General features: G+C 30.6%; 13 protein-coding genes and 1 pseudogene. 11 read left to right on the forward strand and 3 right to left on the reverse strand.

What is annotated here, in order from left to right:
* From JOC47_RS14745 to JOC47_RS14765, 5 genes and pseudogenes are all read left to right on the forward strand, one after another.
* Positions 1–628 (forward strand): hypothetical protein (locus tag JOC47_RS14745; RefSeq protein WP_204703148.1); only part of this gene is annotated, 628 nt, incomplete at its 5' end.
* A gap of 3 nt (positions 629–631) precedes the next feature.
* Positions 632–1,060: a hypothetical protein gene (locus JOC47_RS14750; RefSeq protein WP_204703150.1), complete on the forward strand. Its 429-nt coding sequence runs from the start codon at positions 632–634 to the stop codon at positions 1,058–1,060.
* Positions 1,050–1,829 carry a hypothetical protein gene (locus tag JOC47_RS14755; RefSeq protein WP_204703152.1) on the forward strand — a complete coding sequence of 260 codons (780 nt, stop codon included), beginning with the start codon at positions 1,050–1,052 and terminating at the stop codon, positions 1,827–1,829. Before JOC47_RS14750 ends, JOC47_RS14755 begins: the two co-directional genes overlap by 11 nt.
* Before the next feature lie 109 nt (positions 1,830–1,938).
* Positions 1,939–2,136, forward strand: a pseudogene (locus tag JOC47_RS14760) (sugar O-acetyltransferase); the annotation flags it as partial.
* 415 nt (positions 2,137–2,551) lie between these two features.
* Positions 2,552–3,292: a Fic family protein gene (locus tag JOC47_RS14765; protein WP_204703153.1), complete on the forward strand. Its 741-nt coding sequence runs from the start codon at positions 2,552–2,554 to the stop codon at positions 3,290–3,292.
* Between the two features lie 89 nt (positions 3,293–3,381).
* Here JOC47_RS14765 and JOC47_RS14770 read toward each other — a convergent pair whose 3' ends face one another.
* Complete coding sequence (locus JOC47_RS14770) at positions 3,382–3,759, reverse strand: thioesterase family protein (RefSeq protein ID WP_439109081.1); 378 nt, start codon at positions 3,757–3,759, stop codon at positions 3,382–3,384.
* A 291-nt stretch (positions 3,760–4,050) separates the two neighbouring features.
* Here JOC47_RS14770 and JOC47_RS14775 point away from each other — a divergent pair, with 291 nt between their 5' ends.
* The 5 genes from JOC47_RS14775 to JOC47_RS14795 all read left to right on the forward strand — a co-directional run bounded on the left by JOC47_RS14775 (position 4,051) and on the right by JOC47_RS14795 (position 13,609).
* Positions 4,051–7,731 (forward strand): PDDEXK-like endonuclease domain-containing protein, encoded by a 3,681-nt coding sequence (locus JOC47_RS14775; RefSeq protein WP_204703155.1) that lies wholly within the window; start codon positions 4,051–4,053, stop codon positions 7,729–7,731.
* A gap of 15 nt (positions 7,732–7,746) precedes the next feature.
* The gene (locus JOC47_RS14780; RefSeq protein WP_204703156.1) at positions 7,747–8,076 is read left to right on the forward strand and encodes a helix-turn-helix domain-containing protein; all 330 of its coding nucleotides are present in this window, start codon (positions 7,747–7,749) and stop codon (positions 8,074–8,076) included.
* 34 nt (positions 8,077–8,110) lie between these two features.
* On the forward strand, positions 8,111–8,338 hold the full coding sequence (locus JOC47_RS14785; protein ID WP_204703157.1) for a DUF3796 domain-containing protein: 228 nt from the start codon (positions 8,111–8,113) through the stop codon (positions 8,336–8,338).
* Between the two features lie 254 nt (positions 8,339–8,592).
* A complete protein-coding gene (locus JOC47_RS14790) occupies positions 8,593–9,645 on the forward strand; it encodes a hypothetical protein (RefSeq protein ID WP_204703158.1) in 1,053 nt (350 codons plus the stop codon).
* Between the two features lie 16 nt (positions 9,646–9,661).
* On the forward strand, positions 9,662–13,609 hold the full coding sequence (locus JOC47_RS14795) for a LysM peptidoglycan-binding domain-containing protein (protein WP_204703159.1): 3,948 nt from the start codon (positions 9,662–9,664) through the stop codon (positions 13,607–13,609).
* A 95-nt stretch (positions 13,610–13,704) separates the two neighbouring features.
* On the opposite strand, the gene JOC47_RS14800 is transcribed toward JOC47_RS14795, so the two are convergent.
* On the reverse strand, positions 13,705–14,082 hold the full coding sequence (locus JOC47_RS14800) for a thioesterase family protein (RefSeq protein ID WP_204703161.1): 378 nt from the start codon (positions 14,080–14,082) through the stop codon (positions 13,705–13,707).
* A 206-nt stretch (positions 14,083–14,288) separates the two neighbouring features.
* Here JOC47_RS14800 and JOC47_RS14805 point away from each other — a divergent pair, with 206 nt between their 5' ends.
* Positions 14,289–14,687 carry a hypothetical protein gene (locus JOC47_RS14805; protein WP_204703163.1) on the forward strand — a complete coding sequence of 133 codons (399 nt, stop codon included), beginning with the start codon at positions 14,289–14,291 and terminating at the stop codon, positions 14,685–14,687.
* Between the two features lie 48 nt (positions 14,688–14,735).
* Here JOC47_RS14805 and JOC47_RS14810 read toward each other — a convergent pair whose 3' ends face one another.
* Positions 14,736–15,935 (reverse strand): iron-containing alcohol dehydrogenase, encoded by a 1,200-nt coding sequence (locus tag JOC47_RS14810; RefSeq protein ID WP_204703165.1) that lies wholly within the window; start codon positions 15,933–15,935, stop codon positions 14,736–14,738.
* Between the last annotated feature and the right edge of the window lie 103 nt (positions 15,936–16,038).

Here is a 16,038-nt window from a genome sequence, read left to right on the forward strand (position 1 = left end):
TTTATTATTAATAGATGATTTTATTTTGTATATTATAAATAAAGTGAATGAATATATATCTAAAAAAAATGAAATAAATAATTTTGAGATGAATAATCGGGATAATGATGATTTGTTCCAAAATTTTATGGAACAATTAGAAGATATTAAAAATTCGGAAGATGAAAAAGTAATTGATTGGTTGCATCAAGAAGTATTTAATCAGCATAAAGTTATTGAAGCTACTTTATTAATTGATTGTGTAGATAAATTTTTAAGATTGGAAAAAATAATTTCAAATGTTAAGAAAGATATTTCTAATTTGAATTTGGAAAAAAATGAGAAATATTTTATTGAATTAATTCAATATTTTTATGATTTTTATGATAAACTTTCAAAAAATAATATTATTAAAGATAGCAACCGTTTAATTAAAACTATAATTAGAAATATTAATGAAGAAGATAATAAATTTGAAGTTTTAAATGATGAAGGGGTTAAAATACAACAAAAATTTAATTATAATACTGGTGATGATTTAAAAGTAACTCAAACCGAAACAATTGAAGTGGAAAAAAGTAAAGAATTTAAGCATGAAAGAGAAATTAAATTGAAAGAAAAAAAATTTGATTTGTTAGAGGAGAGATAATTTATGGTTGGAGATGGAGAAATACAATTAGTAGATATTTTTCTCGAAGAATTAAATTTAGATAAGTTTGAAGCGACTGGAAGCAAGAAAAAATTTTTAAAGAATAATAAAAAAAGTATGGAAGAAGAAAATCAAGTTATAGAATTATCGGGACAAATAATGTATAGTCCAGAAGATGAAGAAGCTTTTAAATATATTTTTGGAATGGAATTTAAAATGGAGGGAGAGTTTAAAATTTCATTAGTATATGAAACTTATTTTATTTTAAAAAATAATAACTCTCTTGAAATTAATGATAATATGTTAGCAGAAAGATTTAATTACCATATATGGCCTTATGTAACAGAACAAATTAATAATATCACATCAAAGATGGATCTTGATGGAGGTATTATTATTCCATCGTATGGGATGATTTCTAATGAGTCATAGTGAAGTACTTGATTCTTTAAATGTTGAAATTATTTCTCCCAAAGATGAATCAAGATTTGTCTATATTAATGATTATGATGTTGTTAATTTGTGTGCCTTTTTATTGAATAATAAGGATTTTCTTGTTTATGCTGGTTCAATTTTGAGTAAGTGTACTAGTATTAATGATCTAGATATGCATTTGGAACAATTTTATTTGGAGAATTATGGTGATGATTTATCAGATAAAGAAATAGAAAATAATAATAAATTTGTTCAGTTAATTCATGCTTTATATTCTAATAATAGTGAAGAGTCTGAACTTGGCAAAATTCGTGGTGCTATATTAGAAAGATTAGCATTATTATTAATTTTAAATCGATATATGTATATAGAAGATGAAAATCACTTCTTTTTACCAATAAAAACTGATAGATTAAGCGAAGGGTGTCAATTAAATGTAGATTGTAAAGTTAAATGGCATAATAGAAATTGGACAACCAATAATCCCATTGATGTTGCAGGTTGGGATCAAAATGAATTAGTTGGAGAATTCTATGAGTGTAAAGTTAAGATTAGAAATATTAAGAGTTCAGATGAGGAAATATTGTATAAAATCGCTGATATTTGTGATACTAGCCCTGATATTAATAACTATAATGTTGGTATAGTTACTTTTTCAAATACAATGGGTGTTAAATATTATTTTAAATATTTAGATGAAAATAAAAGTGATAAAGTTCATATTTACGGACGAGATAATATTAGTCAATTATTAAATTGTAATTAAGATAAAATATTGCACTTCTTTTCATTTTCTAATCAGGATTGTCTTTTATTTTTGAATTTGGAAGTAGGATGGAATTGATTTTAGCTGTTCTATTTTAATTATACAAGATGGGAACGCAGTAATTAATCCTGGAGTAACAATTGGTAGCAATACAGTGATTGGCTCAGGTTCTGTAGTAACTAAAGATATTCCTGATGGAGTTGTAGCAGCAGGAAACTCTTGTCGGGTGATCAGAGAAATTACTAATGAAGATAAAGAATATTGGAATAGATTAAAAAATGAATATTATAAAGATGTAAATGAGTAATATTTTAGACACCCTATTCGAGGGTGTTTTTTCTTTTTTTGATATATTTTTAAGCAATGAGTGAATATTATCCTTGAAAGTAAATGGAATTTAATGTAAAATAATTTTGATAGTGTCAATATGTTTACTGAGTATGATGAGTGCTTGTATAGGAGATTCTAATAAAAGTGCGAAAATAAAGAATGAAATAAACCCTGAATTATATACAGAAAGTGGTAATAGCAGAAATGTTAGAAGACGATTTATCTGATATGTATAATCAGAAAAGAGTTTTGTATCTGTCCTCAATTATAGAAAGATTGCTATAATTAGTACATATGTGGTATAATATTAGATAAAGCATATGATTTAAGAAAGTTAGACAATATAGAGTTAAATTCGGAATGAATTAAGATTGAAGGGGGGAAGAGGATTAATGCTTGAAGAAGTAAAGCGAAAAAAAAATGTATTAGATAATAATAGACCACTAGATAAAAGAACAGTAAAAAATATTAGAGAAAAATTATATTTAGATTTAACTTATAATTCTAATGCAATAGAAGGTAATACTTTAACTTTAAATGAAACTAAGGCAGTATTAAAAGATGGGATCACTATTAGTGGAAAGAGTATGAGAGAACATTTAGAAGTTGTTAATCACCAAGAGGCTATTAAATATTTAGAAGAAATTATAGGAAATAATACCAAAATCAGCGAGAGAGTAATAAAACAAATTCACTATCTAATATTAAAAACTATTGATACCGATAATGCTGGAGTATATAGAAATAGAAATGTTACTATCCAAGGTACAGATTATATACCACCCGAACATTATATAGTACCACAAAAAATGACTGATTTTATTGATTGGTATCAAGAAGAGTCTGATGAGTTAAATTCTATTGAAAGAGCTGCTAAATTGCATAATGAGTTAGTCAAAATACATCCTTTTATAGATGGGAATGGTAGAACAGCAAGACTATTATTAAACTTAGAACTTATGAGCAAGGGGTATCCAATTGTTATAATCGAAAAAGAGGATAGACCAGAATATTATGATAGTGTTGAAGCATATTCTACTAAGGGTGAACTAAAAGAATTTACTGAGTTAGTAACTAAAAAATTAAACAAAAGTTTAGATTTATATTTAGATATTCTAGATTTGAATAGTTGAAGAATAGTAACTGGGCAATTAATGATTAACAGCAAAAGAAAAATAATAGTTTAAAAAGGTTCACTACTTATAGTGAACCTTTTATTAGTTTATCTCTCGATTTTATCCATAAACTTTTCTTCATCTACTATATACCTAACATGTGTTCCTTCACCAATCTTAGTATGTTCATCTTCTACAGTGACATCAAAAGTAAGTTGCGAACCATTAACTTCAGTTAATTCTACCGAGCATGTTACTTTCTCTCCTACAGGAGTAGGGCTCAAATGTCTAATATCTACTTTAGTACCTACAGTAGTCTTATTATCATCTAATTTTTCTGCCACAGCTTTGAGAGCAGTATTCTCAATAAACGCAATCATAGCTGGAGTACCATACACAGCTAAATTGCCTGAGCCTAATTCTTTGGCAGTATCTGTTTTCTCTACGGTTGTTTGTTGTTGATAAGTTAATCCTTCTTGTAAAATAAATCCCCACCCTTATTTTCTTATCTGTTAATAAAATATCATAATTACTAATCTTTTTAAAGAAAATTATTTTTTTAATTCAAATACAAGGAACTTTATTATTGCTCTAGAATTTACAAATTAAAGTGATTTACATAATTTTGACGAAATTAATCCCAATAATTAATTAGATAAGTAAAACAAATGATTTTTTGAATATTGATACTTTGAAAAAAGAATAATATTTTTTGCTCTATAACTAATAATAATAGAAAAGAAGGTTAATATTTAGGTAGGTGAGGTGAGAAAAAGATGACAGAATATAATCAAACTTTAAATTTATTAATAAAGAATGCCACTAAAGTTAATAGGCGTAATAAATCATTGTTAATGAGAAAACCTAGAAGAACTAAAGATTTTGATTTAGCTACAGCTTCAAGTTCTGTTAAGCAGATACAAAAGACTTTGTATCAATTTAAGCCAGGACAACATAGTATTATCAAATCCACTTTTGGAAATACTGAAGAAGAGAAAAATTCCTATAAACTGAATAAAATCAGACGAAAGAGTAATCTAATTAGAGAAGAAACAGGTACTTCGCCCTTAGCTATTGGTTATCCTTTTTTCTCTGGTTTTTTAAGTGACTGGTATCGGGGACCATTAGTTTTAATTCCAGTTGAGCTTAAATTGAATCAACAAAGTAATCAAGCAAGCAAATGGGTATTTGAAATTGATGAAGATGCAGAAGTCAGTATTAATTTAGCATTATTGATTTCTCTACAGCAAGAACTAGGGATTGAGTTTGATCCTGATGGAGTACCACAATGGGAAGCTAAAGAGGTGCAGGAGAAGCCAGCTGAATTTTGGCAGGAAGTGCATGATTATTTTCCGGATGATTTAATTAAAGGGTGGTCAGTCTTAGAAGAAGAAATAGAAGAACTGCCGGAAGTTGCAAGAGATGAAACTCCAGAGAGATCTGAGCAAGGTGGTAAGTTTGAATTAAAACCTTATGCTATATTAGGTCATTTTCCCCAAGGGAAGAATCCGTTGGTTAATGATCTAATTAAACTCAAAGATGATTTGGCCCAAGGAGAATTATCTGATTTAATTGAACATTTATTAGGCTCTAATTCTGATGATACAGTTAAGGAAGTAGTTGAAGAAGAGGTAGTTAATATTGATGATTTTAGTGCAAAAGATAGATTGAAAATTATGCCTGCTGATGCTACACAAGAAGAAGCCTTATTGCAGTCGCAAAAAGCAAAATCTTTAGTAATTCAAGGACCACCCGGTACAGGAAAGTCCCAGACAATTGTTAATTTAATTGGAGATTCCCTTTATCATGATGAACAGGTGTTATTAGTTTGTGAAAAACGAGTAGCTTTAGAAGTAGTGGATAAAATGCTGCAGAACTTAGGTCTAGATTTTTTAACTGTCTTAGTGGGTGGTCGAGGTAGTAAGCAGCATCAAGCACGTAATCATGTATACAATACTTTGCGCCAGGTAGCTCAAAGTAGAAAAGATGGCGAAAGAGTTAGTTTGAAGCGCTATAATCGTAAGGTTGATCGGAGTGTGAAAGAGTTAAATAAGTTACATGAAGTTTTAAATCAGCCAGTAGTTGATGATGCTCCAGAATTATCTTTACAGCAACTCTATAAAGAGGTAGAACCATTGGACAGAGAAATAAGAGAAGAGTTGAGTTCAATTTCAGAAGTAGATTCGTTAGAGATTTTAGAACAGAGCTTAGATACTATTGAACATTACTTAGATTTAAATTCTGATGTGAAGAATGATTCAATGTGGAAGAAAAGATCAGCCGGTGTGTTAGCGACTGAAAAGTTTTCAGAAGAAAAATTATTTGAAATCATAGATGCTCTTAAAGAAATGAAGACTATTGCACCTTTACAGCGGGCAATAGAAGAACAAAATTATGAACAGGCTTTAAGTGTAAAGAGTGGCGAAGATTATATAGACCAAGAGTCTTTAGAAATTATAGTAGATAAACAAGATAGCAAACTACGCTTTTTATCCCCGCAGTGGATTCAAGCTAAATTTAAATTATTAATTGATCACCGTCACTTAAAAGAAGAAGCTCAACAAATTAATGAAGAGATTAAGCAATTAAAGCAGTGGTTTGATAGAGAGTATATTGCTAATAATCTTGAATCAACTAAGGATGAATCTGAAATAGTAGATTTTGCTCAACAATTAGAAGAGGATTGGGAGAAAGATAAGCATATTTTAAATCGATTAGATAAAATTTATGAAGAGCAGAGCTCTGATTTTGCAGCAGACTTATATCAATTGCAGGAGTTAGCTACTCAAAATGATTTAAAAGCAGTAGATATTTATGAACAGGCTATTAAAACAAGCTGGCTCGAAGAAAAACAGCGAGAACATCCTGAATTGAATTGGTTTATGAACAATAAATATCAAGAACTCCAAGAGCAATTAGAAGAAAATTTAACTACTAAAATTTCTAAAGGTAGTCAGTATTTAAAGAGAAAATATAAGCAACGGCAGAAAGAGATTTTAAATAGTTCGCAAGGGCAAAGGATTATTAAAATTTCTAATCGTCAGCGCAAGTTACCATCACTACGTAAATTTTTAGCTGACTATGGAGAGATTATACGAAATATTTTACCAGTTTGGCTGGCGAGTCCTGATCAAGTGGCTAAACTGTTCTCTTTAGAGGATAAATTTGATCATGTTATTTTTGATGAGGCAAGCCAAATTCCATTAGAAGATGCTCTGCCTGCTTTGGCCCGTGGCGAGCGAATAACAGTAGTAGGAGATAAAAAACAGATGCCTCCTAATCGTTTGTTTCAGCGGACTCTTAATCGTGAAGAATCAGATAATTTAGCTGAAGACGAACAGACTAGTTTATTAGATGCAGCAGCGGATGTGTGGCCGGATAAAATGCTGAAATATCATTATCGGAGTCAACATCCAGAATTAATTGAATTCTCTAATCAAGCCTTTTATAATGGGCAGCTAAAGATTGCTCCTAATAATCAGTTGCATCAAAACGATTATAGAGCAGTTCAGTGGCAGCAAGTAGATGGTAGTTGGGAAGATAGAACTAATCCTGAAGAAGCCGCAAAAGTAATTGAGTATCTCTTAGAAGAACTTCCTACTGCCCAGCAAGAAGTAGATAAAACACTATATGGAATAGTTGCTTTTAATCAAAGTCAAGCTGAAAAATTATTTGATACTTTACAGCAGACATTAGAGGATAAGCGCAGAGAAAAAGAAGAGCTAACAAAAGCAGAAAAAGATATTTGGGAATGGTGTATGGGAAGTAAGGTTAGTAATTCTTATGTGTGGATTAAAAATTTAGAGAATGTGCAGGGCGATGAAGTGAAACACTTGTTGATGTCGGTTGGTTATGCTGTTGATCCAGAAATGGGACGTGTGCCGAATAGATTTGGTCTTTTAAATCAAGAAGGTGGAGAAAAACGTCTTAATGTAGCAATTACTCGAGCTCAAGAGTCTATAACTGTTTTTTGTTCTTTTGATCCTGATTATGATCTTGAAGTATCAAGTTCTAAAAACCGAGGACCCGAATTATTCAAACAGTATTTGAGATTCGTTAAATATGTAAGTGAAGGGCAAGAAGAGGAAGTAGATGCTATCTTAGAAAATATAAATCCGAGCCGTAAACTAGATGATGGAAATGTAAGTTATTATGATTACGATTCCCCATTTGAAGAAGAAGTAGCAGAGGCTTTGCGTAAGCGAGGCTATGAAATTCATACCCAGGTAGGAAGTTATGGTTATAGAATTGATTTAGGAGTTGTAGATCCTGAAAATAAAGCTAGATATATTATAGGAATTGAATGTGATGGTGCTGCCTATCACCGTAGTAAATCTGCGCGAGAAAGAGATGTTTATCGGCAACTCTTTTTAGAAGAAAAAGGATGGCAGATAGAACGTATCTGGTCGCGAAGATGGTGGGAGAAAAAAGAACAGGTGTTAGATGAATTAGAATAAAAAATAGAAAAGGCAGTGGCGAAGACAGAAGAACAAGCTACTGAAAAAGTTGCATCAGAGCAATCCCAAAAGGAAGAAGTAGATTATTTGATGGAAGACATTGAATACAATGAGAGATTTAAAAAATTAACCCGCCGCATATTAAAACATTTAATTAACACTAAAGATAAATTCACTAATAAAGAACTACAGCAAGAACTAAATTATAAAGATACTGATGGAATCAGAAAAGCCTTAAAACCTTTACGCGAACAAGATATTGTAGAAAAAGAAGGACGAGGACCAGGGACTAGATATAAGATCAATCACCGCTTGAGTATTTTTGAAAGTAAGCAGTGGGCTTAAAAAATTATAGAATAAAGAAAAGAGGAGAAGCAATATGAAAGAAAATTTAAAAGATTGGCGGCTAGGATTTCTAGGTTTTATAGGATTTTTAGGAGTGCAAGCATTCCAGTTGAACCAGCCTAGTTGGTTACTTTATTTTTCATTCTTTAGTTTTTTCTCAGCCTTTAGATATAAAAAGGATGAGTTGAAATATCTAGGGCTATTAGGATTATTAGGGATTGTGTTGTATATTTTAAGTTTAGCAGGTTTTATTGTAGTTTAGAATCTGATAAATATTTAAGTTTTAAAATTATATTTTGTTAATCTGAATGTTAAATTAAATAAGAGAAAGATCTAAAACATCCGGGCCAAGTTTTGAGCCTGGGTGTTTTATTTTATACCTTCAAGAAAAATATAACAATTAATGGAGGTAATTGGAATAGTTTTATATAATAATAAATAGAGAAGAGTTGATATTTTGTAATTGCTAATGATGTATTAAAAAATATTATCTATACCCAAAACTGAGGTGAAAAAATGAAAAATCACAAAAAGTTAATACTTTTGTTAGTATTGATATGTTTACTTAGTAGTACTGCTTGTACATTTGGAAATAAAACAGAAAGAATAAGAAAAAAGATGAAAAGCTATCTTTATGATAAATATGGAGAAGAATTTATAGTGGATAGAATAGGAGCTAGGAGCAGTAGGGGACAAAAATTTTATCAGGCTAGAATTTATCCTAAATCAATAATAGGAACTTCAAAAGAGGGGGATGATTATTATTACGCAAGTGCAAGTGTAAACAAAAAAAGTTTTGGTAGATTAGGAAAAGTTGGAGATAGTTATCCATTAGTCAATTTAAAGTTAGATATAGAAGAATATCTTATGTCTAAAACAAAAAATATTTTTGGAGAAAGAATTTTAATGAAGATAAAAGCCCATTACAAAAAAAGAGAGCCAGGAAATAAAACTTATTGGGGATATAAGGTTAAGAGTTTTAAAAAGGCGAGAAAATTAATCGCTGAAGATCCTGAGAATAGGATGATAGAGTTAGAATTATATGCATATGTGTTTGATCGCATAGAAGATAAAGCAGAAAAAGAAGAAAGAAGAAAAGATATATTTGAGTTTGTACAGTATTTGAAGGATGAAAGTTTATTTGAATGTTTAGAGATGGGAGTTATATTTATAGATGAAAGAGTATTAGCAGATAGTTATGATAAATATGAGCGTAAAGTATATTACTCTGATAAAGTAAAAAAAGCAATACAAGGAGAAAGAGTAAAGCTGCCACCAATGAAATTAAGAAAGGAAATGTCAAAAGAGTTACAGCAGGAGATAAATGAGATGAGTGAAAAAGAACTGTTGGCTAATATGAAAAAAATAAAGAAATCGAAATTAAATTATAAAAACTTAGATAAATATTATGCTACACATTATGGTTTTATCTATTCAGTTGGAAAGTTAAAAGAAAAGTATAATTCATCGTATGAAAAATATAAAGAAAAGAAAATATTAGAGCATTACTATTATAAGGATGAATCAGAAGTGAAAATTGGAAAGAACTTAGAGTATATATTAGATTAGAAAGGGGTTTGATATAATGCAAAATAATAATAAAAGAGTATATGAAGTGAAAAAGGGAGATAGACTATGGGATATTGCAGAAAGAGAATTGGGAGATCCAACTCGATGGGAGGAAATAACTAAAAGTGATGGAAGTACTTTTAAGAAAGAAGAAGTTGAAAATTTGCAAGAAGGTGAAATACTAAATCTTCCGCCAATAACTCATAAAGAGTTATTAACATTTTCTAATTTGACAAATCTAGAGTGGCAATTTGTAGATATAGAAGGAATAATACAATCAAGAAAATCAGGTCAACAAGGAGAAAATATTCAATCCACTAAGCTCAATGATCTTTTATCAGATCCTAAATCATTTGTAAGTTATAATTCTGTGAAAAAATCATATTCATATCCATATCTTAAAAATAAAACGGGTGAAAATATAAATCTTACAGATGAAGAAAAAGAAAAAGGCTTAGCAGAAATGAGAAGCAAAGCTGGAATAGCGATGGAGTACCTAGAAAAATGGACTGAAGAGGGTAATCAAAAAGGAAAATTCATAGAAGACTGGGAGGTAATTTATGGAGCAGATAACTACAAAGTAGTTAAAGACTATATAGACCAGATACAAGCAGATGCTAATCCTAATAAATCTAAGGAAGATCTAGAAAGTATTGTTCCATCGCGGGAAAAAGTTGAACAAGATAAGAAGACTCGGGCCAAGATAAAAGCAGGCTTTGAACTAGGAGAATTAGTGATAAATGTATCCATTTTGAAAGGAGAAGTATCTTCAGGAAAGAAAATAGTTGAGAAAAAATTATTAAATGAATCAATTGATAAAATATCCAAGGGTACAGCTACAGCGGCAGTGCAAAAAGTAATCAAGAAAATTAATTGTACTCCGTTGAATATATTGTCGTTAATATATTTTAATAAAGGTTCGAAGTTAGAATTTGCTAAAGCTGCGGAGGGATTGCTAAAAGAGGAAACTTTGCAACATTTCAAGGAAGAAGGGCTTATAAGCAGAGAAGAACTTAGTGAGTATTTAAAGAAAAATTCTATTGTCCAGGTTACTCAAAATATAGATATGTTTAAAACTGAATTTAAAGTAGTAGCATTAAAAAAAGGAAATACTATAGTAGTCTCATATCAAGGAAAGAGACCGAAAGATAATAAATTACTGCCAGAAGAATTTGATTATTTACAGATGGTATGTGATAAATTACGGCGCAGTGGTGATTATGATGAGCAAAGTAATATAGTATTTACTGGTTATGAAGGTGGAGCTGATCTTAGTTTTTTAAATACATTATTAATGCCAAATAAGAGTGCAAATGCAACTTTATTTTATAATAATTTAAGAGAATTAAAAGATTATATGAATTTTACTCCTCATGATTTTAATAAAGAATATACAAAAAATATAAAGATTGATGCTAAAATAAAAGATATGGGTAAAAAAGTAGCGGATTATGCAGTTGAGTTGGCATTAACTACAGCATTAATAAAAACAGGGATTATTGGTGGGACAGTTACCTTAGGGGCAGGAGTTATTGGGATCCCTATTGTCATGATAGCTATAGGAATAATATTAGATTTAGGAATGGATAGTTATGATAATTCTAAATTAGAAGAAAAATATAATTCTTTAAAAAAGCTTGAATATATAAAAGATGAGAAAAGTATTGCTGCTAAAAATTTATCTCCAGAGCTTCCTGAGCATATCAGAAGAATGAATAAAGAAAATAATCCAGGGACAATAAAAGGTTATATTGAAGATGAATTTTTATATGGGGAACCTAGAAAATTATTAGTAAATAATTCTAAATTAATCTCAAATGATCTACTATCAGAAGCAGGAGATACAGTTAAAATGAAAAAAGATGATGCTCTTTACTTTCTATTTCAAAAGATTGAAAAAATCGTAGATTATAATTATAAAATAGAGAAAAAGGATTATTCAACTACAGTAGGTAGTCGGAAAGTAGATATAGAGTATGTAGTTTATCAAGAAGATATATGGGGACCTGAAGCAGCAGAATTTGCTTCGTTAGAAATGACGGAGAAGACTAAACTAGAAGTTTGTTGGGCCTTAGGAAAAAATTCACAGGATCATTATGAAATAAAAGGAATATTAGCTTATGATCCAACCCCTAATGATCAAGTTTTTGATTATCTTACTCCTAACAAACCACTATTTTTACCTTTGAAATCTGAAATTGCAGACAAAACTTTAACTGAAATTATTGCATCAATTTCAACAACTCAAGATGAAGATAAAAAGGAAAGATTAGCTTATTTTAAATATCAATTTTATAAGGTGGCCAGAAAATTAAAAAAGGATTTCGATGAACATCAAATGGTGATGAATTTAATTGAAATGATAGGAATTATGCAGAGAAAATTTCTAGATAAATGGCAAACTTCTTTTGAATATATTTATCCACTTACAGAGGGAATAAAAGCATCTAATAAATTACCATCCAAATCTCAATTATCAAAAGATAAAAAAGAGATAAGAAATGAATTTGCGTTTATGCCTTATTTACAAGATGATGGGAATATAAATCGAAATAATCCTCAATTGCATGATGAGTACATAATAAGTGTATTTAAAAGTATGATGCAAAAACATAAAGAGAGAATAGAATATAGCTATTATAAATCAATGTCTTATAATAGTACGATGTTTTCAGCAATGGCAGGGACAAGCTCGACAGTATTTAGTGAAAATGCACATTCAAAAGTCAAGTATGGTCTAGAGAAATATAAAGAGGAATATAGTCATGAATTCGAAGCAAAACTAACAAATGTTTCAGAGCAGAAAAAAGAGATTAATCAAGAGTTTTTGCAGTTAATTAAAAGAGTTCAGTATAGAGTGATGAGGAGCCCTTCCTATGATCCAGCTGTTGTAGTATTTTTTAATTATTATCAGCAAGTGTTTGATCTTTTAGAACAAGATCCTCAATTAGTGAAAAAATATTATCAACTTGAAGAAGTAAATGGTCATCAAGATTATCCAGATGCTACACATGTAATTACTATTCATCCAGATTATAAAAATAAAATAGAATATAAGTATAATCCGTGTGATGAAATAATCGGTGGTGAACTTAAATTATATATTACAGAAGAAAAAGAAGATAAACAAGCAGTTAAAGATAATTTGGATGCCAACTCAATTCCCAAAACAACTACCATAGAAAGAACTAAAGATTCAGAAAAGCAAAAGAAAAAAAGAGAAAATAAAAAAGCTACCGGAAAATCTTCTCCCAGTCCGAAATTTAGAGAAAAAAGAAAATTACTTAGAGGATTAAATAAAAAAAGCTCAGTTGAAGAAATCAAAGAAGCAGCCCAAATAGTAATCAGCGAAGCGCGAAGAAAAAAGAAAGTGATAATAGCAGAAATGTTAGAAGACTATTTATCTGGTATGTATAATCAGAAAAGAGTGGATGATAAAAAATTAAGAATATTAGATGCTGTTAAAACAGCTGAAGTAGAACTCAAATTAAAGATCGATAAAAATTTGGTATGGGAGATAAATCGTAGGGTTTTTTCTAACCCGGATTTTGAGCCGGGTCAAAGAATAAAATTTGATCTTAAAGAATCAATATTAGTTAATCCCTATAATGGAACTATAGAAGAATTTTTAAATCCCTCGAAGCAATCTAGATTAACTGTAGAAGCTGATTTTGAATTAAAGAAGGTCTTAAATCGTGATAAATTAGATTTAAGAGGAAAGATGATTTATACTTGGAAAAATAACTATCGTTGGTTAGCAGGAAGAAAGAAATTAGTCTCTAGCTACGGCTATATTGATGATTATTTATTCAAAAAATTAGCTGACAAGAGAGTAGCTAAAACTTATAAATTGTATTCTAACTGGGATTATTATCTTGAAGATAGTATCAGTTTAAATAGTTTAGGGATAGATTATTCTAAGCATTGGTACTGGAAAGGTTTTTGTATCTGCCCTCAAGTATAGGAGATTGCTATACTTAGTATATATGTAGTATAATATTAAATAAAGCATATAATAGTTTGAAAAGGTTCACTATTTATAGTGAACCTTTTATTAGTTTATCTCTCGATTTTATCCATAAACTTTTCTTCATCTACTATATACCTAACATGTGTTCCTTCACCAATCTTAGTATGTTCATCTTCTACAGTGACATCAAAAGTAAGTTGCGAACCATTAACTTCAGTTAATTCTACCGAGCATGTTACTTTCTCTCCTACAGGAGTAGGGCTCAAATGCCTAATATCTACTTTAGTACCTACAGTAGTCTGAGCATCTTCTAAGTCTGATACAACAGAATTCAAAGCTGTATTTTCAATAAAGCCAATCATAGTAGGTGTTCCATATACGGGAAGAGCCCCTGAAGCTACTTTATCTGCAGTGTCTGATTCTTCTACAATAGTTTCTTGTTGATAACTAAGTCCTTCTTCTAACATGTATATCTCCCCCTGAATTATTTGTATTTACTACTAAAATATCATATTTAGTTCTTCTTTTAAAGAAAATTATTATTATATTATTTAATAATTAGAAAGGATAGCAGGAAATTTCTTGTTCCTCTAGAATTTACAAAGTGAAGCAATGTATATAATTTTGATTAAATTAATCTACATAATTCTATCACACTAGGAGGAATAAAAAAATGAAAAAAAGACCAAGATCTATTACAATTATTGCCTGGTTAATAATTGGGATGGCAGTAATAACATTAGCTACAACTACTATTACACTACTTAATCCTGAATTCAAAAAGCAAAGTGAGAAATTAATGAAACAGAATAGTGCTCCACTTATGGTACAGTACATACTAATGTATTTAGGTGCAATGGTGTCTTTTGTAAGTGGTGTAGCAATGATTAATGCTAAAAACTGGGGACGAATTTTGTATGTAGGTTGGAGTGGCTTGAGTTTATTATTTGGATTTTTTACTTCACCGGCTAAAGGAACAGTAATTCCTAGTTTGATCTTTACTTTAGTAATTATCTTTTTTCTATTTAGAGATGTAGCTAATAAATATTTTACCGACGCTAAAGTAGAATAATAATAAAGGACCGGGCCAATTCTAAGCCCGGTCCTACTTTATTTGATACTACAGTCGATTTTTAACTATAGTTTTAATTTGACCTTGATTTAACTGCACTGGATTATTTTTAATTCCAGCTTTAGCAGCAATTTTATCTAAATCATTTTCTGTGACTCCATAGTGCCCTAAACGATCAATTTCAAGTTCGGCAATCCAATTTTCAATAATTTCAATTAATAAATTACAGTAACGATTGATCTCTTTATGGGTAGAAATATTATTAATTTCATTTCTTGATAATGCTGCTCCCGCTTTAGCATATTTTTTTAAATGGTCCTGATTATCTTGATTCCTTCTCAGCAGCATAATATTTACTTTTGTTGCTTCGCCTAGCAAAGTTCCACAGACGACACCATGAGGAATATCAAAATAACCGCCAATTGCTGAAGCAAGACCGTGGACTACACCTAAGCCTGCATTAGCTAAGGTGATTCCTGAAATCAAAGAAGCATAAGCCATGCCTGCTCTAACTTGGGGATCATCTCCTTTGACAGTTGCAGCGGGAACTAAAGATTGACCGGCATATTTCAATGCTTTTAATGAAAGCGAATCTGTCATTGGTGATGCTGTGGTAGAAGTATAAGCTCCTAGCAATTGAGTAATCGCATCTAACCCACTTGCTGCAGTTATATCTGCTGGACATGATGTAGTTAGCTCAGGGTCTAGAAGAGCTAGATTAGGAATGAAATTGTCATGGCGCAGTGACTTCTTAAAGCCATCCGGGCCAACTTCACTCAACACAGCATTTTTCGTTGCTTCACTCCCGGTTCCTGAAGTAGTCGGAACTGCAATAAAAGGTATCTTCTCTCCTGAATGTTCTTTGCCTGCTCCTACTTCTTCTAAGTATTCCATCACCGAATCTTGCTGAGTTAACATCGCAGAAACTGCTTTACCAGTATCCATGACGCTACCGCCGCCGATAGCCACAACAGAACTTATGTTTTCTTCTCGATATGTAGATGCTATGTCATCCACTAAAGCAGGGGCTGGTTCAGAAGTTACTTTGATAGTAGAAAATGAAATGTTATGTTCCTGTAATCCCTTACTTAGCTCATCAAAATGTCCTGCTTTGTATAATGAAGAGCCACCAGTAATTATTAAAGTATTTGTACCATAGTTGGCTATGATATTAGGAAGTTTGCTAAAAGTACCAGTCCCAAAAATTATTTCAGGTGTTGGAGCAAAATTAAAAGTATTGTCTAGCATAAATAATCCCGCTGATTTATATCTGCTCAAAGCTAATCAAAATTAACAAATGAGTAGATTACAGCGTTAACACCAAAGTTACAGTGTTCTTATCCACGAACCC

The organism is Halanaerobacter jeridensis (assembly GCF_016908315.1).
Lineage (GTDB): Bacteria > Bacillota > Halanaerobiia > Halobacteroidales > Halobacteroidaceae > Halanaerobacter > Halanaerobacter jeridensis.